This window comes from Streptomyces sp. NPDC094143, assembly GCF_040303825.1.
Classification (GTDB): domain Bacteria; phylum Actinomycetota; class Actinomycetes; order Streptomycetales; family Streptomycetaceae; genus Streptomyces.
This window is the reverse complement of sequence record NZ_JBEOTZ010000037.1, coordinates 41771-64568: the sequence shown is the minus strand read 5'-3', so window position 1 is coordinate 64568 and position 22798 is coordinate 41771. Positions and strand designations below refer to the sequence as shown.

The following is a 22798-nucleotide window of genomic DNA, read 5'->3' as shown; positions in this document are numbered from 1 at the left end:
GTGGACGCGGTCGAGGCGCACGGCACCGGCACGCGGTTGGGTGACCCGATCGAGGCGCAGGCGCTGCTGGCCACCTACGGACAGGACCGCGAAGTTCCCCTGTATGTGGGGTCGGTGAAGTCCAACCTGGGTCATACGCAGGCGGCCGCTGGTGTGGCGGGTGTGATCAAGATGGTGGAGGCGTTGCGGCGCGGTGTGCTGCCGGCGACCCTGCACGTGGACGAGCCGTCCTCGCGGGTGGACTGGTCGGCGGGCGCTGTGCGACTGGTCACCGAGCGCGTGGAGTGGCCGTCGGTGGACCGGCCGCGTCGGGCGGGTGTCTCCTCGTTCGGGCTCAGCGGCACCAACGCCCACGTCATCCTCGAACAAGCCCCGCCGATGGAAGCGCAGTTCAGTCCCGACGCCGACGGCGTGATGGTGCCCTGGCTCGTCAGCGGCCGGAGCGAGGCGGCTCTGCGTGCTCAGGCCGGCCGACTCCTCGCTGCTGTGGAGGAGTTGCCCGCGCCCGGTCTGGCGGACTTCGCGGGGGCGCTCGCGAGCGCCCGGTCGTCGTTCCAGCACCGTGCCGTGGTGATCGCCGCTGACCGGGACACGTTCGTCCGCGATCTGCGCGCCCTGCACCTGGGCGGCGAGCCGGGCGCACACACGGTCACCGGCGAGACCCGCCACGGCCGCACGGCGTTCCTGTTCTCGGGCCAGGGTGCGCAACGCCCCGGTATGGGGCGTGAACTGTACGAGGCCTACCCGGTGTTCGCGGACGCCTTCGACGCGGTGTGCGCGTACGTCGGCGCGGAGCTGAAGGACGTCGTCTTCGGCGACGACGCGGAGCGCCTGGCACGTACGGAGTGGACGCAGCCGGCGCTGTTCGCCGTCGAGGTGGCGTTGTTCCGGCTGCTGGAGTCCTGGGGCGTGCGTCCGGACTTCGTCGGCGGCCACTCCATCGGTGAGATCGCGGCCGCTCACGTGGCCGGGGTGCTGTCCCTGGAGGACGCCTGCACGCTCGTGGCAGCCAGGGGTCGGTTGATGCAGGCGTTGCCGTCGGGTGGGGCGATGGTGGCGGTGGAGGCCGCCGAGGAGGAGGTGCTGCCGCTGCTGGAGGGGCGTGAGGTGTCGGTGGCGGCGGTCAACGGCCCCCACGCCGTGGTGATCGCGGGCGCCGAAGCGGCTGTGTCCGAGGTCGCCGACGAACTGGCCGCACAGGGCCGCCGCACCACCCGCCTGCGCGTCTCGCACGCCTTCCATTCACCCCTGATGGAGCCGATGCTGGCCGACTTCCGCCAGATCGCCGAAAGCATCACCTACACCACCCCCGCCCTCCCGATCGTCTCCAACGTCACCGGACAACTCGCGGCCGAAGCCGAGTTGACCACCGCCGAGTACTGGGTGCGGCACGTCCGCGAGGCCGTCCGGTTCGCCGACGGCGTCGCCGCCCTCGCGGCGGAAGGCGTCACCCGGTTCGTCGAGCTCGGCCCCGACGCCACCCTCACCGCCCTCACCCGCACCGTCCTCGGCGACGCCACCGACCCGGTCTGCGTGCCGTTGCTGCGCCGCGACGCGGCTGAAGGACTCGCCCTGTTGCGCGGACTGGCCGCCTTCCACGTGAGCGGTGGCAGCGTCGACTGGACGGCGTTGCCGGTCATTCGTGCGCAGGCCCACGTGGACCTTCCCACGTACGCCTTCCAGCGCACCCGGTACTGGCCCGCTGCCGACGCGCACGCCGCCGCATCGCGCATGTCCGCCGCGTCGGCCTCCCGGGCGTCCTCCCGGGCGTCCTCCACGGACGGGGCCTTCTGGTCGATCGTCGAGCAGGAGAGTCCCCAGGACCTGGCCGGCCGTCTCGGGGTTCCGGAAGACGCTCTGGAGACCGTGCTGCCCGCCCTGGCCTCTCTGCGGCGCGAGCATGCCGTACGCGAGGAGGTCGACAACTGGCGGTACCGCGTCGATTGGGAGCCGGTCGACGCGGGAGCGGCCGGGCCCGTGCCGGGACGCTGGCTGCTGCTGCAGCCGCCTGGCGACGCCGCCCCCCTCGATGGGCTCGAGGAGTTCGTACCGGGGCTGGAGCGCGTGGACTGCGGGGTCCGGGACCGTGAGGGGCTGACCCGTCTGCTCGGTACGGTCGTCGAGGGGGAGGCGCCGGCCGGCGTGCTCTCCTGCCTGACGGGCGCCGCGTCCGGAGCCGACGACGGCGCTTCCGGCGTGGTCGCCGCCGTGGCGGACACCATGGCGCTGGTCCAGGCGCTCGGTGACGCCTCCGTGACCGCGCCGCTGTGGGTGGTCACGCACACCGGCCCCGGGCCGGGCGACGCGCCCGAGGACCCGGCGCAGGCCGCTGTGTGGGGTCTGGGACGGGTGGCCGCGTTGGAGCATCCCGACCGGTGGGGCGGGCTGATCGACGTGTCGCACCGGGCGAGCCGAACAGAACTCACTCGCCTGGCCTCCCTTCTGGCGCGAGCCGACGAGGACCAGGTGTCCTTGCGTGGCACCGCGGTGTACGCGCGACGCCTGCGCCCCGCCCTGCCCGTCGGCACCGTGTCCGCCGGCGACTGGACGGCTCCGGCCCGGATGCTGGTCACCGGCGGCACCGGTGCGCTCGGCGGCCGGGTCGCACAGTGGTTCGCCGAACACGGCACGCGGGAACTCGTCCTGACGAGCCGCGGCGGGTCCGCCTCGCCCGGCGCCGCCGATCTCGTGGCGCGGCTGCGCGCGGCCGGAGCGCAGCGCGTCGACGTCGTGGCGTGCGATGTCGCCGAGCGCGCCGAGGTGGCCGACCTGCTCACCGCCCACCGGGTCGACGGCATCGCCCACGTGGCGGGCGTCCTGGACGACGACCTGATCGACGCGATGACGTCAAAACGCCTGGAGCACGTGCTGCGGGCCAAGGCCCTGGGGGCGGTGCACCTGGATGAGCTGACGCGGGGGTGGGCTCTGGAGGCGTTCGTGGTGTTCTCGTCGATCGCCGGTGTGTGGGGGAGCGGCGGTCAGGGCGCCTATGCGGCTGCCAACGCGTGCGCCGACGCGGTCGTGAGGGCACGTCGCGGGCGGGGCGAGGTGGGAACCTCGGTGGCGTGGGGCCCGTGGTCGGGCGGGGGAATGGTGTCGAGTGCGGCGGCGGTGGAACTGCGGCGTCGCGGGCTGCGGGTGATGGAGCCGGCCCGTGCCCTCGTGGGACTGGGGCGTGCGATGGAGGTGGCGGACGGCACGGTGGTGGTGGCGGACGTGGAGTGGGAACGGTTCGTTCCCGCGTTCACCAGCCGCCGGCCCAGCCCGTTGCTGACCACCCTCCCGCAAGCGGCGGCCGTGACGGACCAGGGAGGCACTCCCGAGCAGCACGACGGCGGCGGGGTCCGGCCCGCACTGGTGGAACGGGTGATGTCGCTGCCGGACGCGGACCGGTCGGCCGCCCTCCAGCACCATGTGCGGCAGGTCGCGGCCGTGGCGCTCGGGCACGCCGACCCGGGCGCCGTGCCCGCGGACCGGGCCTTCCGCGACATGGGATTCGACTCGCTGACGGCCGTCGAACTGCGTGACCGGCTCACGAAGGACACGGGACTGCGACTGCCCTCGACGCTCGTCTTCGACCACCCCACCCCCGCCGCCCTCGCCCGCCACCTGGACGCCGAACTGACCGGTGGGGGCGGGACGGTGACGGGCATGCTGGCCGATCTCGAGACCGGCATCGCGCGCATCCTCCAGGCAGATCCGGACCGGGACGCGCGCACGTTGCTGGGTACCCGGCTGCGGGCGCTGCTCGCGGAGGTCGAGGGCGGGCCGGCCGACGAGACGGACGCGGGCGGTGCCTCGCTCAGCGACCTCCTGGAGGAGGCGAGCGACGACGAGTTGTTCGACCTCATCAGCCGCGAACTGGAGCAGTAGGCGGCAGGCCCGGGGCGGCGGACGACCGCCTCGGGCACACGTGCCGGCGGCCGTACCAGTAGGGATGGTACGGCCGCCGCTTCACCCGAGGTGAGGACCGGAGCCCGGCTCGGTCGGTCGCGGTCCGCGCCCGCTGCGGGAGCCGGACCGCCACATGGTTACTTGATGAACTCCGGCAGCACGCGAGGCGGCCACTGACCCACCGTCAACATGCCCATCGAATGGGCGCGAGCCACCAGCGCGGCCCGGTTGGGGGCCTTGAGCTTCCGCAGCATGAGGCCGACGTGGTACTCGACGCCCTGTCTGCTGAGATAGAGCTTGGCGGCGAGCTGCACGGTCGAGGCGCCCGCGGCGACCCCCTCCAGGACCTGTGCGTCGAGCTTGCTGAGCAGCCGCTCGCGGGGGATGCCGACCACGTCCTTCACGTCCGTGCCGTCCGCCTCCGTGTCCGGCCGTACCTGCACGACGATTCCGGCCAGGCGCCCGGTGCTGTTCTGCACGGCGATGCCGGTCAGTTCACCGGAGAAGATCCGGCCGGCGTTCCCCAGGCCGACCATGCGCTCGGCGAAGCGCTGGGAGCGGCCCTCGGCGAGCCGGGCGAAGTGACGGTTCAGCACGGTAGGGGCCGAGGGGTGGAGCAGTTCGTACAGGTTGCGGCCGCAGGTGTCGGCCGAGGTGCGGCCGAACTGGCGCGAGAAATTGGGTTCCGCGGCCACGATGTGCATCTCGGGATCTATGTGGGCCGTGTAAAGGCGTCGGTTACTCAGTGCATGAGATCGGTTCTCCTGGGTATGCCTGTGGACGCCCGCATGATGCGGCGGGGAGATCCTGTCCCTGCTGTGCGAGGCACTAGTTGCGTGCGTGGTCACTGCGACGCACCGTCTTTCTGCGTTCAGATGTGGGGGATGCCCGTACCACCTGGGAGCGCATCTGATCACAGGTGGTACGAACTCGGCCGGGTAGCGGTCACTGACCCGCCGAGTTTTCTCTGATCAACTGCGGAAGAGCCTAGGAATGTCCCTACAGACCGGTCAAGCAAACCTTTGCGTGGCGTCAAAACACTGTGGTTCGGTGGTTCGGTGGTGCGGCCCGTGAGGGTCCACGGGGTCCCGCCCGAACGGCTGACGCCCGGCCTGACCAGCCAAGTCCTCGCCGAACGGTTGTGTTCCGGCTGCTCCTTCCCGTCGTCTCCGTGACGACCGCGGCCGGCCGGTCGGCGGGATCGCCCGAGGCGCCGGTCATGCCCGCGTGACCGTTTGCCTCCTGCGGATGCCCGTTTGCTGCCCGATCGGGCGGCGGGCAGGGGAAGGGGGAGCGGACCGGTACGCGTCACGAGTCCGGTCTTTCGCCGAGTTCCTGAAGGGCTCGGGCAAGATCCGGGCGGCCCGGGATGCCCAGCTTGCGGTACGAGTTCGTCAGATGCTTTTCCACCATGCGTGAACTCGTGCCCAGCCTCGCTGAAATCGCCGAATTGCTGAGACCGGTCGCCGCCAGCTCCGCCACTTTGCGCTCGGACGGAGTCAGCAGGTCCGTTCTGGAGGAAGTCCGGGGAGTGCGCTCGTCCCTCTTCTGTGCGATTGCCTGCGCCAGGGAGTCGGCTCCGTTGTCGACGGCGAGTTCGTGCGCCCGTTTGAGGGCGGACGCGCGCCGTCTGCGGTCCGTTTCGCGGTGGGTGCCGAGGGCGTACAGCGCCTGGCACAGTTCGTGCGTGTTGCTGCCCTTCTCCAGCACCTCGACGGCCTCCTGCAGCAGCGTCACGCCCTCCCGCCCCCGGGAGACCCGGCCCAGGGCCACCAGGGCGCGTCCCAGCCTGACCGGGGCGCCCCAGGCGCGGGAGCGCTCGACCTCCAGGAGCGCAGAGGCCACCGCCTCCTCGTGCTCGCCGAGACGGTGGTGCATGAGGGCGGCGCAGGACGCCCAGGGGACCGCGACCGGGTTGTGCCAGCCGATGCGCTCCGCGCGCTGGCCCGCCGTCCGGAAGTGGACCAGCGCGGTGCGGGTCTCGCCGCGCCCGGCCGCGAGGGTGCCCCGGGCCAGGTGCAGCAGGGCGGCCAAGTGCTGGTTCTCGACGTGCAGTCGGTGCCGGGTGAGGATCTGCTCCGCGAGGTGCGGCTCCTCGGTGTGGAGGGCGACGATGGCCAGGACCGCGGCGCAGATGGTCGGCAGGCCTCCGCTGTCGGGCCCGGCCAGCGCGTCGGCCTGGACCACCTTCTGCCGGGCGTGCGCCAGCCGACCGTCGGCGAGCGCGACCAGGGCCTGCTCCGCGCGGATGACGGCCTGCTCCACCTCCCCGCCCCTGCGCTGGGCGAGCAGGTGCGCCTCCCGCAGCCAGCCGGCCGCGCCTTCCGTGCGGCCGGCGCCGGCGAGGATGTTGATGGCCAGCGGCATGGTGCTGTGGACGTGCTCGGGGGCGGGGGGCTCACGCTCCAGCAGCCGGGTGCACAGCGCCGTCAGCTCCTCGGCGGAGGCGGAGTTGGAGACGAACGCGATGTGCATGAGGGACGTCACCAGCTCGCGTTCCCCGGTCGTTCGCAGGGCGGGGGAGGGGCCCAGCGACCGGAACCGCCGCAGGGCCCGCTGCGCATGGGCGGGGTCCTGCGCCGACAGCACGTGCTCCCGGGCCTCCAGGCGCAGTGCGAGCTCTCGTTCGATCCAGTCGTCCGGCTCGGACCGGCCCAGTTCCTCGGTCACGGCACGCCGGACGGCGTCGATGCGGAACGCGGCGGGGTCCATCAGCAGCGGACCCAGCCGGGTCACGGCGTCGGCCCGCTCCCGTACCGACTCCAGCAGCGGTACGGCCTCCGCGACGTGCCGCAGCGAGGCGGCGGAGGCGAAGCTGCGCTCGGCTGTCGCGAGGTCGACGAGCAGCCGGGCGCGGTCGTGGTCCGTCGGGGAGGTGTCCAGCAGCGCGCGTCTCAGGTAGCGGGCCGCGTCCCGGGGCGAGCCGCGCCTTACGGCGCTGTCGGCGGCGGTCCGCAGGATCTCCACCGCCTGCGGGCCGTGCAGGGTGATCACCGACATGAGCTGTTCCGCGGCCAGCTCGGCCGGATGGCCGGTCCGGTGCAGCAACTCGGCCGCCACGCCGCGCATGGCGGTGCGCTCGGCCGCCGGCATGCTCTCCTCCAGCAGGTCCCGCAGCAGCGTTCCGGGGATGAGGGAGCCGGAGTGCTCCGCCACGAGTCCGGCGAGCCGCAGGACGTCGACGGCCTCCGCCCGCCGGGGTTCGTCGATCTCGGCCAGACGGGTCACCAGTTGCGGGTCCGCGACGGCGTCGAGCACGGTCAGCGCGTGGGCGACGCGCCGGACGTGGTCCGGCTGGGAGCGCAGGAAGGCGGCCAGGCGCCGGCGCGCCCGTTCCGGACGGAGCGCGGCCGCCGCCGCGGCGCCGGCCTCGGTGGGCTGGAGCGCCTGGTACTGCGCCTCGTCCACCAGGGCCGTCACCAACAGGGGGTTCCCGCCGGAGCGTTGCAGCAGCGTGTCGACGAACGCGCCGTGGGGCGGTGTGCCGCAGGCCTCCTCCACCAGCAGGCTCACGCTGTGGCGGCCGAGGGCGGCCAGCTCCACCGTACGGTCCGCCTGCTCCAGCAGTTGCCCGACGTGGTCCCGGGCGCCGCGGACGTCGCCGGGCAGGACGGACAGGACGAACAGGACGCGGTTCTGTCTTCGCCGTGCGAGGGACGGCGCCAGCGCCAGCAGGGAGTCGGTGTCCGACCACTGGAGGTCGTCCACCATCACCACGACCGGCTGCCTGGACGCCATGGACTCCAGGAGGGCGGTCAGCCGGTGCGGCGCCTGCTGGGGGGTCACCGTGGACCACGGGGGGACGGGACCGGCGACGGGCGGCGCCGCGGTGCACGCGGAGACCGCCGCTTCCCGCAGCCCGCGTCCCTGCTCGTCGGCCGGCACGGCCGCCAGGACGGAGTCCACCAGTTGCCGTACGACGCCGAGGGTGTAGGTCTCCTCGGCGGCGGCCGCCTGGGCCCGCAGCGTCAGGAACCCCTCACCGTGCGCGTGTGCCGCCACCGCCTCCAGGAAGGTCGACCGGCCGACCCCCAGTGGGCCCCGGACGACCAGGAGGGAACCCTCTCCCTCCGCGGCGCGGCGCAGTGCCGACGTCGTCCGCGCCAGCTCGGACTCGCGCTCCAGCAACAAGGCGGTGGCCCTCCTTCGATGGCACGGGCCGTCGGCCACCGCCCGGGGCGTGGCCGGACGGGACTTCGTGAGCGTGACGCGGGGTGCCGGCAGTGCGCGAACAGCACCCGCGAGGGAGCCGATGCCCATGCGCACGGGAGCCCCTGCGGCTCCACCCCGGAAAGCGTTCATCACTGCTTTCAAACCTTTGGGGAGGAGCAGATCACAGCGACGCGCGAGGCAGCAAGGGGACTTGGGCCACAGTGGTCCCCCGCGCGGGCGCCGGAAAGTGAACAGCCATCACCCGAGGTGTGACGGGCGCGTAAGCGGAACGCTCCGAGGAAACGGTTTCCGGTGTTGGGCGAGGAGGCATGGACCGCCCGACCACCGCCGAGGGACCGTGCCGACCTGTGACTTCACCGTGCCGGACGCCCGCGAAGCGATGCCGGCCTTTCGCGGGCGAGAAAGCGCCGAAGGGAAGCGGAATACCGGGACGGGGCGGGTGGAAAAGTGTCGGAACGCACATTGCGGTAGGGCAGGAAAGGCGGCACTGCCGGCCGGTGGGACGGACGGGTTACCCGCCACCTCTACTACACGATTCCGTCCGACGGGAGGGCCCGCCCGGAATTGACAGCAACACGACAGAAACGCGGCGGCGGGGTACGGCCGCCGGCACGGCGTCCACCGGGGTGCCGTGCGGTCCACCCCGGCGGACGGCTCATGCGATCACATCCGGCGGCCCCCGCCGTGGACGTCCGCCGACTCCATGGCGTCGCGCAACTCCCGTCGGCCGGACAGATCGAGCTTGCGGTACACGGACGTCAGATGGACCTCCACGGTCCGCTGGGTGACGAACAGGGTCTCCGCGATCCACGCGTTGGAACGCCCGTCCGCCGCCAGACGGGCCACCTGGGCCTCACTGCGGGTGAGGGCCGCCAGCCCCCGGGACACGGGCCGGCGCGGACGGGCACCCGTGGCCAGCAGCGCCCGGTGGGCGACCTCGTGCAGCGGGCGGGCGCCGAGCGCGTACGCCTCCTCCCACCCCTGCCGCAGCACCTCTCGGGCCGCCTTGCGGTAACCGAGCTCGTGCAGCGCGCGGCCCCGGGCGACCTTCACCCGTGCCGTCAGCAGAGCTGCCCTCGTCCCACCGAGCGCGTCCTCCGCCTCCTCCAGCAGCCTCGCCCGTTCGTCGGGGGCGGCCGTCGCGGCCCACAACTCCAGTCCGGTGCCCAGGGCGAGACGCAGCCGCGCCGACCGAGCCCCGGCGACGGCCTCCTCGGCCAAGGCGCGGGCCGCGCGCTCGTCACCCAGAGCCAGGTGCGCCCGGCCGGCCCAGTACCACCAGGGCGAGACGGCCGGGTTGGTGCGCTGCCAGGCCTCCTGCCGGCGTCCGCACTCCCGCAGGTCGGCCAGCGCGCGCTCGGCGTCCTCCTGCGCCAGCCGGAGCCGGCCTCGGGCGCACAGCAACTCGTTCCACTGCCACGCCTCGCTCCCGGCCGGATCGGGCACACGCCCGCACAGCTCCTCGGCCTCCGCCAACTGGCCGCGGTCCAGGAGCGTGTGCAGCCGCACGGACAGCGGGAGCGCGTCGTGCGCGTTGGCACGGGCCACGGTGGTGCCGCGCAGCGCCTCGGCTGTGTGCCGCAGCGCGCTGTCGAGGTCGCCGAGCCGTTCCTGCGCCTCGGCGCTCAGCGCGAGCAGGTTGGGGTGGATCTGGTCGAGCAGCGGGTCGGTGCCGTCGATCAGCTGGCGGTAGACGTCCTGCGCCTCGTACGGCAGGTCGGCGTACAGCAGCACCGACGCGGCGATCGTGAGGAAGGCGGGGGAGTTCTCGGTCGGGCCGCTCCGCCCGGTGATCCGGCGTGCCGCCGCCACCGATTCCGCCACCCGGTTCATACGGGCCACCGAGATGACGGCCCGGGCGGCGAGCAGCGCCCGCTCCGGGGCGGTGTCACCCGGCAGGGCGAGGTCCAAGGGCACCGTGTCGAGCAGTCGCCGGTAGGCGGCCCGGTCGACCGTGGCGGCCATCAGCAGCTGCGCCTCCAGCAGTTGGACGCTCTGCGTCCCCAGGGGCAGCAGGGCCGGGTCCGAGCGGTACCGGTCGAGCAGGTCGAAGGCACGGTCCATCCGGCCCTGGCGGGTCAGCGCGTCGGCGAGGGTGCTGACGGCTTTGAACCGCAGGTCCGCGGAGGTCGTCCGGTCGAGGGCCGCCGTCAGGTGCCGGACACTGGCCTCCGGGTCCAGCCGCGCCTCGGCCGTGCCCAGTTCGATCAGCAGCCCGGGGTCGCAGTCGTCCGCGGCACCGTCCGGAACGCAGGACCGCAGGAACATGACCGCCATGCCCGGCGAGGCGTGCAGCATCGCCTCGCGGGCCGCTTCCCGCAGGACCGTCGTGGCCCACGGCTGGGTCGCTGTGGCGGGGGACCGGCACAGGTGGTCGGCGACGTCCGCCGCTCCGGCGCCGATGTCGTGCAGCAGACGGGCCGCCCGGCCGTGTGCGGCGGCGCGCTCGTCGTCCGGCAGGTCGTCGAGCACGGCGCGGCGCACCAGCGCGTGCGTGAAGGCCCAGGTGCCCGCGGCGTGACCGCCGTTCACCAGCCCCAGGGAGCCCAGCACCAGCAGGGACCGGTCGAAGGAGGCGGCGTCCACCAGGGCCAGACGCGCGCACAGTTCGTGGGCGGCCCCGTCCCCGAGCACCGCCATGGCACGGGCCGCGTTCACCGTGGCCGGCGCCTGCCGGTGCAGCAGACGCACCACCCGGGCCCCGAAGGCCTGCATGTCCTGCTCGCTCACCGCGCTGAGTTCGGCGCCCGTCAGCGGCAGGTCCTCCGCGTTCAGCGTCCGGATGAGCCGGGTCGCCAGCAGCGGGTTGCCGTGGGTGGCGGCCAGACACGCCTGCTGGAACGCCGCGTCGGTCTCGGCTCCGGTGAGGCGGCGGGCCAGCAGGCCGATGCCCGCCCCGGTGAGCGGGCGGGGCCGCAGCACCCGGCAGGACGCGAGCGTGGTGATCTCGGCGAGGGCCGGCGCGTCGGAACCGCTGCGGCCCACGAGCGCCAGCAGGACCGGCAGGCCCGTCAGCCGCCGCGCGGTGTGCGCCAGCAGGCGCAGGGAGGCGGGGTCGGCCTCCTGCGCGTCGTCCACCGCGATCAGCAGCGGGGTCCGGGCGGCGGCACGCCGGATGACGTCGTGCAGCCGCGTCAGCACACCGAACGAGACGTCCCTGACGTCGTTGTCGCAGCACAGCAGCGCGGGTGGCCGTCGGTCTGCGAGCCCGTACGCCACGGACTGCCCGGGCCCGGCGCTGTCCGGCAGGCCGGACAGCAGGGCGTGCGCGGTACTGAGCGGCATCCGGTGCCCGTCGGCGGTCTCCGCGTGAACGACGCGCAGGCCCAGGCCGCGCGCTTCGGCGACCAGGGCCCGCAGCAGGGCCGTCTTCCCGATGCCGACCGGGCCCTCCAGGACGACGAGGCCGGAGCGTCCCGCCGCGGTGCGTCGCACCAGCTCACCGAACAGGGCGAGCTCGCGTTCCCGCTCCACGAGTGGCGGGGGCTCCGGGGAGTCGTGACCCTCCGAGGCAGCGATCATGACCGTGTCCCTCTCTCCCGGTGCTCCCGGCGTCGCAAGGCATCCCACGCACCGGGGCCGCCGTGGCCGGCTGCCGCCGGCGCGCGCCCGGCGGTCCGGCCGGACGGCCCCTGCGCTGGTCGCCATCTTGACTCAGACCAGCACGGCCGTCGTCGCCGACTTCCCGTTTCCCGCCCGGCGTGGTCCGTCCCCACCGTTCTCCCGGCGCAGGGGTATGCCGCCCGGCCACCCGCCGCACTCGTCCACGGCCGCTCACCGTACCGCGCGTGGACCTCACCCCGCGCGGCCGGAGACCGCGTGCGGGTGCAGCCGCTCCTGCCAGCGCGGGGAGCGGGCCAGGTCCGCGTGCTCCTCGGACAGGCACAGGTACACGTCCCGGCCCCCGTCCTCCTGCGGCGTCGGGGTGACGTGCACGGTGGGGACCGGCAGGTCCGGGAACTCGTACCAGAACGGCTGCCCCGCGCCGAGGTCGATCCGGTACAGCGGGAAACGCGACCAGTTGTTGACCGACAGGGACGTCTCGGACACGTCGAGGGCGCGTACCGACATCACGTGCCGGGAGACGCCGTGCCGGCGGTAGGAGCCGAGGAAGGCGATCTCGTCGCGCAGCTTGTCCTCCGTGTTGCTCCCCAGGCACCGCCGCACGTCGCCCGCCACCGCGCCCAGGGACCGGCCGCGCAGGTCTCCGGCCGGCAGCGACGTCCAGCTCTTCGTGACGCAGTTCCCCCAGTACGACGACGGCAGCGCGCCGCCCAGTACGGACTGCGCGCCGACGACGAGGCCCAGCCACTCCACCGCCTCGTCCGGGTGCCCCCGCAACTCGCCCAGCACGCGCCACAGATGGGCCGTCAGCACGTCGTTGGTGGACACCCACGCGCCCGGGTCCGTCAGGGCGCCCAGCGCCTCGCTCTTCATCGCGGCCAGCTCGGCCGCCTCGAACCGCGTGGTGACGGTGGCGCGTTTGCGCAGCCCCGGGCGCAGGGTGCTCAGCAGACGCCGTGTCCGGCCCACCCCGGCGAACGCCCGGTTGTCCCGCGTCTCCGGACGGTCCGACAGCCGGCCGAGCGCCTCCAGCGCCCCGCGGTCGTGGCTGGGGGCCTCCCAGGGCAGTCCGAGGTGCTCACGCGACCAGCTCTCCAGGAAGGCGAGGGTGCTGCCGCCGTCCGCCAGACTGTGGTTGACGAGGACGCCGAGCACCGACCCGCCACCGCGCATCTGCGTGAGCCGGATCTTCAGCAGGGGAGTGTCCCTGTCGACCACACCGAAGGGACTCACCTCGCGCAGCACGTCCCCGATGACCGGCTGCGCGCGCAGCAGATGACCGTACTCACGCATCGGCTCGGGACTGGACGCCTCGGTGAAGCGCACGCCCGCGTCGTTGCACAGCACGCTCAGTCCGCCGTCGGCGTCCCGCAGCAGCCGCCCCGCCAGCAGCGGGTACCGCAGCAGCGTGCGGGCCAGTGAGTCGCGCAGCGCCGCGCCGTCGAGCGTCTTGCGGTAGAAGAACGTCAGCGGCGTGTACCAGGGACCGGTCAGCAGGTCGTAGGGGGTGAGCCGGATCCGGTCGCCGTCGGCCGTACCGGCCCGCACCGTGTGCACGCTCTCGACCCGGCTGTCGACCACCGTCCGGAACGGCGGCGTCTTCCTTCTCGCCACGGCCGCCTCAGTCCCAGGCCACGAGCAGCCGGTCCACGCCGTAGTGCACGGCGCGGTCCCGCAGCGGCACCTCCTCGGCCGGCTCCGCCAGCCGCAGTGTCGGGAACCGCTCGAACAGCGCGCGCAGCCCGATCCGCAGGCTGGCGCGGGCCACGTGCTGGCCCAGGCACTGGTGCGCGCCGAAGCCGAGCGCCAGGTGCTTGCGCGGCACCCGGGTGACGTCCAGCCGGTCCGGGTCGTCGAAGACCTCGGGGTCGCGGTTGGCCGCCGGCAGCGACAGCACCACCGTCTGGCCCGCCTTGATCGTGGTGCCGCCGATCTTCACGTCCTCCAGCGCGCACCGGCTGGAGCCCATGTGCGAGATGGTGAGGTAGCGCAGCAGCTCGTCCACCGCCCCCTGCGCGTACAGCTCGGGCCGCTCCCGCAGCAGGGCCAGCTGGTCGGGGTGCTCCAGCAGGGCGAAGGTGCTCAGCGCCAGCATGTTCGGCGTGGTGTCCAGCGAACCGGCCAGGGTGAGCACCGCCAGGTTGACCAGCTCCTCCTCGGTCAGTTCACCGGTCGCCGCCAGCCTGCCGAAGAAGTCGTCCCCGCGCTCGGCCATGCGCGCGCGGATCATGGGGCGGATGAGGGCGTCCATCGCCTCCACGTGGTGGATGAACTCCTCCAGCGTGTAGGTGAGCGCCATCAGTACCGAGAAGTGCTCCTGGATGCCGTCCATCAGCTCCGGCTCGACGTCCATCAGCGAGCACGTCGACCGCAGGCCGACCTTCTCGGCGAAGGCGGTCACCAGGTCGGCCGGCGAGCCCTCGGCCGCCATCTCCTCCAGGGCGTCGTCGACGATGCGGGCCAGCCGGGGCTCGTGCCGCTGGACGTTGCGCAGCGTGAAGTGGCCCGCCAGCAGCCGCCGGTACTTGGTGTGCTCGGGCGCGTCGGTCTTGGCGAAGGAGCCGGGCGGCGAGGGCTGCGGCGCGTACTCGGTCATCGGGAACGGCGGGGCCACGACGTGCGCGAGGAGTTCGTTGCGGTGGCTGAAGCGGTCGTCGGCGAGGATCTGGCGGACCAGGTCGTGCCGGGTCACCAGCCAGCCGGAGGGGTCCTTCGGCGCCACCTGGAAGGTGATCGGGCTGACCGGCTCCTCGGCGCGCAGCCGGGCGTAGGCGGCGGGCGGGTCGAAGGGGCACGTGCCGCGCTCGGAAGGGATGACCGGGGGATCGGGGCGGGTCTTCATGGAATCACTCCGTCGCAGGGCGAGGATGGCGTGCGGGCAGGGCGGGTGGTGCGGGGGACGTCAGGCGCGTTCCACGCACAGCGGCAGGTGCCGGGCGCCGAAGACGTTGGTGCCGTGCCACGAGAGCCGGACCGTGGGGTCGACGCGGATGCCGGTGAAGCGGTCCAGCAGGGCCTCCAGGGCGATCCGGCCCTCCAGCCGGGCCAGCGGGGCCCCGATGCAGTAGTGGATGCCGTGACCGAAGGCCGCCTGCCGGGCGTTGGCGCGGTCCGGGCGGAACGCGTCCGGGGCCTCGAAGACCCGCTCGTCGCGGTTGGCGGCCAGCAGCCACAGGTGCACCAGCGTGTCGGGGCCCACCTCCAGGCCCGCGACGGTCGTGGCGGTCGTGGTGACCCGCTCGATCCGGGTGAACGGCGGCCGCAGCCGCAGCGTCTCCTCGATGACCGCGGGGATCAGCGAACGGTCCGCGCGCACCTTCGCCAGCAGGTCCGGGTCGGAGTCCAGGCAGATCAGCGCGTTGCCGACCAGTACCGACGTGGTGATGTGCCCGGCGAGCAGCAGGAGGGTGGCGAAGCTGGCGATGTCCTCGTCCTCGAGGCGTTCCCCGTCGACCTCGGCGCCGACCAGGGTGCCCAGCAGGTCCGCTCGGGGTTCCTCGCGCCGGGCCTCGATGAAGCCCTGGAGGTAGGCGGTGATGGTGACCGCGGTCTCCTCCATGCGGCGCACGCTCTCGGGGTCCTCCGGATCGGTGGACAGCAACTGGTCGGCCCAGCCCTGGAACAGTTCCCGGTCCTGCGTCGGCACGCCCAGCATGCGGGCGATGACCGTCACCGGCAGCGGGTTGGCCAGCGCGTCCACCAGGTCGAAGCGGTCCCCCGTCACGGCGTCCAGCAACTCGCCGGTCAGTTCCGTGATCCACGGTTCCAGCCCGGCGATCAGACCGGGCGTGAACGCCTTGCTCACCAGCCGGCGCATCTTCCCGTGCAGCGGCGGGTCCAGCAGCAGGAGAGTGCCGCGCGGTGCCTTCTTCTCGCCGCCCGACAGGCGGCCCACCGTGTCCGAGGAGAAGGTGGCGGGATCGGAGAGCACCTGCTGCACGTCGGCGTGCCGGAAGACGTGCACGTGACCGGAGTCGTCCCGCCAGGCCCGCTGCTCCTCGCGCATCCGCGCCGCCCACGCCAGCAGGGTGGCGCCGCCGTCCGGTTCGACGGACGGCGCGCGGCCGGGCCGGGGGGCCGCCGCGGGCGTAGGGTCGAGCACGTCCGAAGTGCCTTGCTGCGCCACCCGGATTCCCCTTTCACGACAGTGTTCGTACGGTCGCTCGCGTCCCGCGTCGCGTCCGCGGCCGTCCGCGGCCGTACCGGCCACGGGCACCACGACGGCCGGTCCGGGAGCGCGCTGCACCAGGCACGGTGGCCGGCACCAACTGCGTTCCCACGGGCTGCCGTTGCTGCCGGCCACTCCAGCACGGCCGCGGCGTGCCCGGCCAGCGGCGCCGCCGCACTCTAGGGATTTTCCGAGTACCGGCCGGTCACCTCCGCCCCCGGAGCCAGGCGCTCCGCATGAATCACTGGAGGAAACCCCAGACAGCGCCGCTCCGCGCGCCCCATTGCCCCGGGACGCCCCCAAGATGGGCACGACCCGGCACACGTGACCGGACCGACCGGCGAACAGGGGGCGGCATGGACATCACCATCGATCACGACCGGTGCATCGGCGCCGGCCAGTGCGCGCTCGTCGCACCCGCCGTCTTCGACCAGCGCGACGAGGACGGACTCGCCGTGCTGCTCGTCGACCGGCCCGGAAGCGGCCAGCACGCCGCGGTGCGCGAGGCGGCCGAGTCGTGCCCGCTGAGCGCCATATCCGTACGTGAGGACCGGGAGCCGACGGACTGAGGTCCGTCGCGCACCGCCTGCGCGGCCCCGACGAGGAGAGAAACGAATGCGCGTCCTGTTCGCCGGCTTGCCGGAGAAGTCGCACGTCTACACGATGGTGCCGCTGGCCTGGGCCCTGACGGCCGCCGGGCACGAGGTGCTGATGGCCAACGCCCCGTCGCTGACCGAGGCCATCACCGGCGCCGGCCTGGTCGCCGCGCCGGTGGGCGACGACCACGACCTGCACCGCGACATGGCGGTCGCCCGCGACTCCCAGGACGCCGACGTCGCCAACTGGAGCCATCTCGGCTACGGCGACGTCGACCACGCCGGCCTGGTCCAGCGCTACAGCATCAGCGTCCCCTACGGGTTCGCCCGCTACAACGACCCGATCCTCGACGACCTCGTCGCCCTCGCCCGCGACTGGCGGCCCGACCTCGTCGTACGGGACCCCATCGCCTACGCGGGCGGCATCGCCGCCCGGGCCTGCGGTGCCGCCCACGCCCGTCTGCTGTGGTGCGCGGACGTCTACGGCCGGGCCCGCGCCACCTTCGTCGAACTCGCCCGGGACATGCCCGAGGAACAGCGCGTGGACCCCCTCGCCGACTGGATCGACGAGCGGGGCCGCCCGTACGGCGTGCGCTGCGACGAGGAGCTCCTCAACGGGCAGTTCACGCTCGACACCCTGCCGCCGAGCCTGCGTCCGGCGACCGACCTGCGCACCGTCTCCATGCGGTACGTCCCCTACAACGGCCGTGCCGTGCAGGAGGACTGGCTGCGCGAGGAGCCCAAGCGGCCCCGGATCTGCGTCACCCTGGGACGCACCAACACCGAGGCGTACGGCGGCGACTACGTGGGCGTCGAGGACATCCTGCGCTCCCTGTCCCGGCTCGACGTGGAGGTCGTCGCCGCGCTGCTGCCCGAGCAGACCCGGCGCCTGGGCGAACTGCCCCCCAACGTACGGGCCGTCAGCGGCGTCGCCCTCAACACGCTGCTGCCGGGCTGCGCCGCCGTCGTCCACCACGGCGGCTGGGGCACCTTCTCCACCGCCCTGGTGCACGCCGTGCCGCAGCTGGCGCTGTCCACCCTCGTCGCCGACCAGGAACTGCGCGGCCGGTCCCTGGAGGAGGCCGGCGCCGGATTCTTCCTGCACCACTCAGTCAGCGACCCCGACCGGGTCGCCGACCTAGCCCGACGGCTCCTGGACGACCCCTCCCACGCCGCCGCCGCCCGCCGCCTGCGCGACGAGTCCGCCGCCATGCCCAGCCCCTACGACGTCGTGCCGGAGCTGGCCGACCTGGCCACGGGCAACTGAGGCGCGCCGGCCTCGCGCCCACCGGGCCGCCCCCACCGCACAACCGAAGAGGAAGGAGGACGGCGCACGCTCGGCACCGCCCGCTGACGCGCCGCATCCACATGAGTCAGACGCGCATCCTGGTGACCGGCGGTGCCGGCTTCATCGGCTCCCACTACGTCCGCACCCTGCTCGGCCCCGACGGGCCCGACGACGTCACCGTCACCGTTCTCGACGCCTTCACCTACGCCGCCAACCCGGCCAACCTCGACCCCGTCCAGGACTCGCCCCGCTACCGCCTGTGCGTCGGCGACATCTGCGAACCCACCGTGGTCGACGCGCTGATGGCCGAACACGACCAGGTGGTGCACTTCGCCGCCGAGTCCCACGTGGACCGCTCCCTGTCCAGCGCCACCGAGTTCGTGCGCACCAACGTGCTGGGCACCCAGATCCTGCTGGACGCCGCCCTGCGCCACAACGTCGACCGGTTCGTGCACATCTCCACCGACGAGGTCTACGGCTCGATCCCCGAAGGCTCCACCTCCGAGGAGCACCCCCTCCACCCCAACTCCCCGTACGCCGCGTCCAAGGCGGCCTCGGACCTGGTGGCCCTGTCCTACCACCGCTCGCACGGACTCGACGTGCGCGTCACCCGCTGCTCCAACAACTACGGGCACCACCAGTTCCCCGAGAAGATCATCCCGCTGTTCGTGACCCGCCTGCTCACCGGCGCGAAGGTGCCGCTGTACGGTGACGGACTCAATGTGCGCGACTGGCTGCACGTCGACGACCACGTCCGGGGCGTCGAACTCGTCCGCACCCGCGGCCGGGCCGGCGAGATCTACAACATCGGCGGCGGCACGGAACTGGACAACCGCCGGCTCACCCAACTGCTGCTGCGGGCGTGCGGCGCGGACTGGGACAGCGTCGAGTACGTCGCCGACCGCAAGGGACACGACCGCCGCTACTCCGTCGACTGGAGCAAGGCGCACGCCGAACTCGGCTACACGCCGCGCAAGGACTTCACCGAGGGCCTCGCCGAGACCGTCGCCTGGTACCGGGACAACCCCGACGTGTGGAGGGAGGCCGCCCGCCGCGCCGCCCTCCCCGAGCCGTCCTCGGGAGCGGTGCCGTGCTGAGGTGGCGCACCCTGGGCCCGCTGCGGGCCACCCGCGACGGCCGGGACGTCACTCCGACGGCGCCGAAGGTGCGCCAGGTCCTGGCCCTCCTGCTGGCCCGCCGCAACACCGTCGTACCCCTGGCCGCCATCGCCGAGGAACTGTGGTCCGGCCAGGCCCCCCGCAGCGCGGTCACGACCGTGCAGACGTACGCCTACCAGCTGCGCAAGGCGCTGCACGAGGGAGAGGAACCGGACGGTCCCGACGGCGGGCCGCTGGCCACCCACGCGCACGGCTACCTGCTGCGGGTGGGCCCCGGCGAGTGCGACGCGGAGGAGTTCACCTCGCTGACAGGCGAGGCACGCACCGCGCTGGCCTGCGGCGACCCCACCACCGCCGAAACCCTTACCGGCCGGGCGCTGGACCTGTGCGACGGGCCGCCCTTCGCGGACGTGGCCCACGGCCCCCTGCTGCGCGGGTACGCCCTGCGCATGGGGGAGTTGCACCTCCAGGCGCAGGAACTGCGCGTCACCGCCGGCCTGCAACTGGGCCGGCATCGTGAACTCGTGGGCGATCTGAAGGAACTGGCGTGCGCGTACCCGCTGCACGAGTGGTTCCAGGGCTCCCTCATCATCGCCCTCCAGCGGTGCGGCCGGCGCAGCGAGGCACTCGAGGTCTACCAGCGGTTGCGCGTGGTGCTGCGGGACGAGCTCGGTCTCGACCCCTCGCCCGGACTCCAGCAACTGCGCCAGCACGTCCTGACCGACAGGGTCAGCACCGCGGACCTCGACCTGCTCCCCGGCTGAGCCGCGCCCACCGCCGGCGCCCCGCGCCCGCGCCGGGCGGACGTCCTCGTCCGTGCCCCGTCGCCTGCGGCGCGACGGCACGCCCCGGTGCCCCGGGCGCCGGGGCGGTCACTCCTGCCGTGCCGCGGCCCGCCACAGGTCCTCCACCATGTCCCGGGGGGTACGCCGCGGCTCCCAGCCGAGCACCGCGCGCGCGGCCGAGACGTCCACCCCCGTCCAGTCGTTGTCCGCGGCCGGACGCAGCTCCGCCGTGCCCCGTTCCACCAGCGTGGCCCGCCGGCCGCTGATCGCGAGCAGCAGATCGACCATGTCCCGGACGTGCTGCGAGGTGCCGCTGGCGATGTTCAGCACCCGACCCGAGGCGTCGGACGCCCGCAGCGCCGCGACCACGGCGCGCGAGACGTCCAGCGCGTCGACGAAGTCACGGCTGCTGCGCAGCGGGGAGACCCGTACCTGCGCCGGCGCCCCGTCCCCGCCGCCGGCCAGCAGCTGCGCGGCCACCTGACCGAGCAGGCTCGCCCTGGGAGTGCCGGCGCCGATGACGTTGGAAAGCCGCAGGACCACCGCGTCAGCGTCCCCGGCCCGCACGGCCCGCAGGACCGCGCGGCTGCCCATCAGCTTGGTCCGCCCGTAGTCGGAGACCGGCTCCTCCGGCGACGACTCCGTCAGCCACACCCCGTGCGGCTGCGGCGCGTACTCGTGCACCGACCCGAGCTGGATCAGCCGCGGCCGCGCCCCGGAGGCGGCGAGTGCCGCGAGCAGCCGGTCGACGAGCAGCTCGTTGTTGCGGCGCATCCCCTCGGCATCGGGGGACCACACCTCGCCGGCGGCGTTCACGATCGCCACGGGCCGTTCCGTCCCGATCAGCCGGGTCAGCGCCTCCGGGTCGCCGTGCGCCAGGTCCATCGGCCGGAACCGCCAGGACGCCGGGGTCTTGAGCGGGCGGCGCGCGACGGCGAGGATCTCGTACCCGGCCGCCTCCAGCGCCGCTCCCACGTGCCCGCCGACGAAACCGGTCGCTCCGAGGACGACCACCCGGCCGGACCCGGGATCCGGCCCGTCCGGTCGTCCCCGGACACCGACCTCCGTCATGCCGCTCTCCTCCCGGGCCCGCCGAGGCGTGCCCGTTCGTCTCCGGAACCCGCGACGCGGACGCGCGGGGCTCGGCAGCCACCTTGGCACCCGCCGGTCCAGGATCCCTCGAGGCTCCGTCGACCCGATCCGTTCACGGCCGGTCCTGGATCGGTCCTCGACCGGGGTTGCCTACGGTGTTGCCACCATGAAGGTTCGAGAGATGGCCGTGCCGGACGCGTACCACATCACCCCGCGTCACCTGCGTGACGCACGCGGCAGCTTCTACGAGTCGTTCCGGCGCGACCGGCTGGCCGAGGAGATCGGCCGCCCCGTGCCCGTCGCGCAGGTGAACTACTCGGTCTCGCGCCGCCACACCCTGCGCGGGCTGCACGGGACACTGCTCCCGCCGGGACAGGCCAAGGTCGTGTGCGTGGTGCGGGGCGTGGTCCTCGACATCGTCGTCGACCTGCGGGTCGGATCGCCGACCTGGGGCGTTCACGAGGTGAACGAGCTGTCCGCCGAGACCGGCGAGACGCTGTTCGTCGCCGAGGGCCTGGTCCACGGCTTCCTCGCGCTCACCGACGACACCTGCGTGTCGTATCTGTGCTCCACCGAGTTCGTGCCCGGCACCCAGGTGGACATCGACCCCTTCGACCCCGAACTGGACCTGCCCTGGGGCCTGTCGGAGGCGCCGCTGATGTCGGCCAAGGACTCCTCGGCCATCTCCGTCGCCGAGGCCCGCCGGGCCGGGATCCTGGCGGGGTACGAGGAGTGCCTGGCGCACTACGCGGCGCTCCGCGAGGCCGCCCGCTGATCACGGCCGGCCGGCCTCGCCGTCCGCCCGACCCCTAGGAGAGCCGATGCCGCCCGGCACCCCCGCGCCCCACCTGCATTACGCCCTGCTGCTCTTCGCGGACTTCGGTCACATCGCCCCCACGCTGGGCGTGAGCCGCGAGCTGCTGGACCGCGGACACCGCGTCACCTACGTCGTCGACGAGAAGTTCGCCGCCACCGTCGAGGAGATCGGCGCGGAGGCCGTCACCTACACCTCCGCCCGCGGCGACTTCTACCGTGCGGCCGATCCCACCCCGGACCGGCTCGCCGAGGACGGCTACGACCTGCTCGTCGACACCGTGCGCACCGTCTTCCCCACGGCCATGGGGGCGTTCGCCGCCGACCCGCCCGACGTCGTCCTGTACGACTTCGAGACGGTCGCCGCCGGCCGGGTCGCCGCCCGGGTGCTGGACGCGGTGCCGGTGCAGCTGTGCCCGAGCCACGCGGCCAACGAGTCGTTCTCGATGCGTGCCCAGATGTGGGGCGCCGACCACCCGGTGATGGCCAGGGGCGCCAAGGTGATGGTCGACTTCATGGGCGAGCACGGCATCGGCCTCGACGAGATGGCCCGCTACGGCGCCGAGTGGGACCGGCGCAATTTGGTGTTCCTGCCCCGAGCCTTCCAGATCGAGGGCGACAGCTTCGACGACCGGTTCGCCTTCGTCGGCCCGACCTTCGCCGAGCCCGCCCCCGGCCTCGCTCGGTGGACGCCGCCCGCCGACGGCCGGCGCGTGGCGCTGGTGTCCCTGGGGACCGAGGCGGGGGACCGGGGCGACTTCTTCCGGCTGTGCGCGGAGGCGTTCGACCCGGCCGACTGGCACGTGGTGATGACCCTCGGGCGCGGAAGCGATCCGCAGGCGCTGGGGCCGCTGCCTGCGCACGTCGAGGCGCACCCCTGGCTGCCGCATCCGCTGGTCCTGCCGCACGCCGACGTCTTCGTCTGCCACGCCGGCATGGGCAGCCTCATGGAGGCCCTGTACTACGGGACGCCCGTGGTGGCACTGCCCCGTGCTCACGAACTGGTGTTGAGCGCCGACCAGTTGGAACGGTGCGGCGTCGGCCGCTCGTTGCCCCGGTCCGGACTGACCGCACCCGGTCTCGCCGCCGCGGTGGCCGGTCTGCTCGCCGACCCGGAGACGCCCGCCGCGCTCGCCCGCATGCGGGAGGCGGTCCGTACGGCCGGTGGCGCCGCCCGGGCCGCCGACCTGCTGGAGACCTGGGCCGCCGACCGCCACGTGGTCCGGGCCGTCGGCTGAACACTCCCGCGCTTCCCTCGCGCGTCCGCCCGTGGGTCCCGGCACCGGTGCCGGGACCCACGGGCGGAC

14 protein-coding genes are annotated in these 22798 nt (G+C 73.5%); 7 read left to right on the top strand and 7 right to left on the bottom strand.

Features of this window, described 5'->3' with window-relative positions; all coding sequences use genetic code 11:
- The coding region (locus ABTZ58_RS33400) for an SDR family NAD(P)-dependent oxidoreductase (RefSeq protein WP_351365023.1) at positions 1-3873 on the top strand (3873 nt) is incomplete at its 5' end.
- Between the two features lie 158 nt (positions 3874-4031).
- Here the strand turns inward: ABTZ58_RS33400 and ABTZ58_RS33395 are convergent.
- From ABTZ58_RS33395 to ABTZ58_RS33370, 6 genes are all read right to left on the bottom strand, one after another.
- Complete coding sequence (locus ABTZ58_RS33395) at positions 4032-4742, bottom strand: helix-turn-helix transcriptional regulator (protein ID WP_502996171.1); 711 nt, start codon at positions 4740-4742, stop codon at positions 4032-4034.
- Positions 4743-5202: 460 nt separating this feature from the next.
- Positions 5203-8025 carry an AAA family ATPase gene (locus ABTZ58_RS33390; protein ID WP_351365020.1) on the bottom strand — a complete coding sequence of 941 codons (2823 nt, stop codon included), beginning with the start codon at positions 8023-8025 and terminating at the stop codon, positions 5203-5205.
- Positions 8026-8730: 705 nt separating this feature from the next.
- Complete coding sequence (locus tag ABTZ58_RS33385; RefSeq protein WP_351365017.1) at positions 8731-11589, bottom strand: helix-turn-helix transcriptional regulator; 2859 nt, start codon at positions 11587-11589, stop codon at positions 8731-8733.
- Positions 11590-11862: 273 nt separating this feature from the next.
- Entirely contained in the window at positions 11863-13245 is a 1383-nt protein-coding gene (locus tag ABTZ58_RS33380) for an acyltransferase (protein ID WP_351365014.1), read from the bottom strand.
- A gap of 7 nt (positions 13246-13252) precedes the next feature.
- Positions 13253-14473, bottom strand: a complete 1221-nt coding sequence (locus ABTZ58_RS33375) for a cytochrome P450 (RefSeq protein ID WP_351365011.1) — start codon at positions 14471-14473, stop codon at positions 13253-13255.
- A gap of 60 nt (positions 14474-14533) precedes the next feature.
- Entirely contained in the window at positions 14534-15757 is a 1224-nt protein-coding gene (locus ABTZ58_RS33370) for a cytochrome P450 (RefSeq protein WP_351365008.1), read from the bottom strand.
- Between the two features lie 398 nt (positions 15758-16155).
- Between ABTZ58_RS33370 and ABTZ58_RS33365 the strand changes: the two genes are divergently transcribed.
- The 4 genes from ABTZ58_RS33365 to ABTZ58_RS33350 all read left to right on the top strand — a co-directional run bounded on the left by ABTZ58_RS33365 (position 16156) and on the right by ABTZ58_RS33350 (position 19565).
- Positions 16156-16368, top strand: a complete 213-nt coding sequence (locus ABTZ58_RS33365) for a ferredoxin (RefSeq protein ID WP_351365005.1) — start codon at positions 16156-16158, stop codon at positions 16366-16368.
- Positions 16369-16414: 46 nt separating this feature from the next.
- Complete coding sequence (locus tag ABTZ58_RS33360; RefSeq protein WP_351365002.1) at positions 16415-17662, top strand: activator-dependent family glycosyltransferase; 1248 nt, start codon at positions 16415-16417, stop codon at positions 17660-17662.
- A gap of 101 nt (positions 17663-17763) precedes the next feature.
- On the top strand, positions 17764-18780 hold the full coding sequence (gene rfbB, locus ABTZ58_RS33355; RefSeq protein WP_351364999.1) for a dTDP-glucose 4,6-dehydratase: 1017 nt from the start codon (positions 17764-17766) through the stop codon (positions 18778-18780).
- Positions 18774-19565, top strand: a complete 792-nt coding sequence (locus ABTZ58_RS33350) for an AfsR/SARP family transcriptional regulator (RefSeq protein WP_351364996.1) — start codon at positions 18774-18776, stop codon at positions 19563-19565. The genes rfbB and ABTZ58_RS33350 overlap by 7 nt, the downstream gene beginning before the upstream one ends.
- A gap of 108 nt (positions 19566-19673) precedes the next feature.
- Here ABTZ58_RS33350 and ABTZ58_RS33345 read toward each other — a convergent pair whose 3' ends face one another.
- Positions 19674-20657, bottom strand: coding sequence for an NAD-dependent epimerase/dehydratase family protein (locus ABTZ58_RS33345; RefSeq protein WP_351364993.1), 984 nt, complete (start codon positions 20655-20657; stop codon positions 19674-19676).
- Positions 20658-20844: 187 nt separating this feature from the next.
- Here ABTZ58_RS33345 and ABTZ58_RS33340 point away from each other — a divergent pair, with 187 nt between their 5' ends.
- Both ABTZ58_RS33340 and ABTZ58_RS33335 read left to right on the top strand, forming a co-directional pair.
- On the top strand, positions 20845-21453 hold the full coding sequence (locus tag ABTZ58_RS33340) for a dTDP-4-dehydrorhamnose 3,5-epimerase family protein (RefSeq protein ID WP_351364990.1): 609 nt from the start codon (positions 20845-20847) through the stop codon (positions 21451-21453).
- A 46-nt stretch (positions 21454-21499) separates the two neighbouring features.
- Entirely contained in the window at positions 21500-22729 is a 1230-nt protein-coding gene (locus ABTZ58_RS33335; protein ID WP_351364987.1) for a macrolide family glycosyltransferase, read from the top strand.
- The last annotated feature ends 69 nt before the right edge of the window (positions 22730-22798 follow it).

Excerpts from the sequence above, each read along its gene's own strand:
- ABTZ58_RS33385 (WP_351365017.1), bottom strand. The coding sequence starts at position 11,589 with ATGATCGCTGCCTCGGAGGGTCACGACTCCCCGGAGCCCCCGCCACTC.
- ABTZ58_RS33375 (WP_351365011.1), bottom strand. The coding sequence starts at position 14,473 with ATGAAGACCCGCCCCGATCCCCCGGTCATCCCTTCCGAGCGCGGCACG.
- ABTZ58_RS33365 (WP_351365005.1), top strand. The coding sequence starts at position 16,156 with ATGGACATCACCATCGATCACGACCGGTGCATCGGCGCCGGCCAGTGC.
- ABTZ58_RS33360 (WP_351365002.1), top strand. The coding sequence starts at position 16,415 with ATGCGCGTCCTGTTCGCCGGCTTGCCGGAGAAGTCGCACGTCTACACG.
- rfbB (WP_351364999.1), top strand. The coding sequence starts at position 17,764 with ATGAGTCAGACGCGCATCCTGGTGACCGGCGGTGCCGGCTTCATCGGC.
- ABTZ58_RS33345 (WP_351364993.1), bottom strand. The coding sequence starts at position 20,657 with ATGACGGAGGTCGGTGTCCGGGGACGACCGGACGGGCCGGATCCCGGG.
- ABTZ58_RS33340 (WP_351364990.1), top strand. The coding sequence starts at position 20,845 with ATGAAGGTTCGAGAGATGGCCGTGCCGGACGCGTACCACATCACCCCG.
- ABTZ58_RS33335 (WP_351364987.1), top strand. The coding sequence starts at position 21,500 with ATGCCGCCCGGCACCCCCGCGCCCCACCTGCATTACGCCCTGCTGCTC.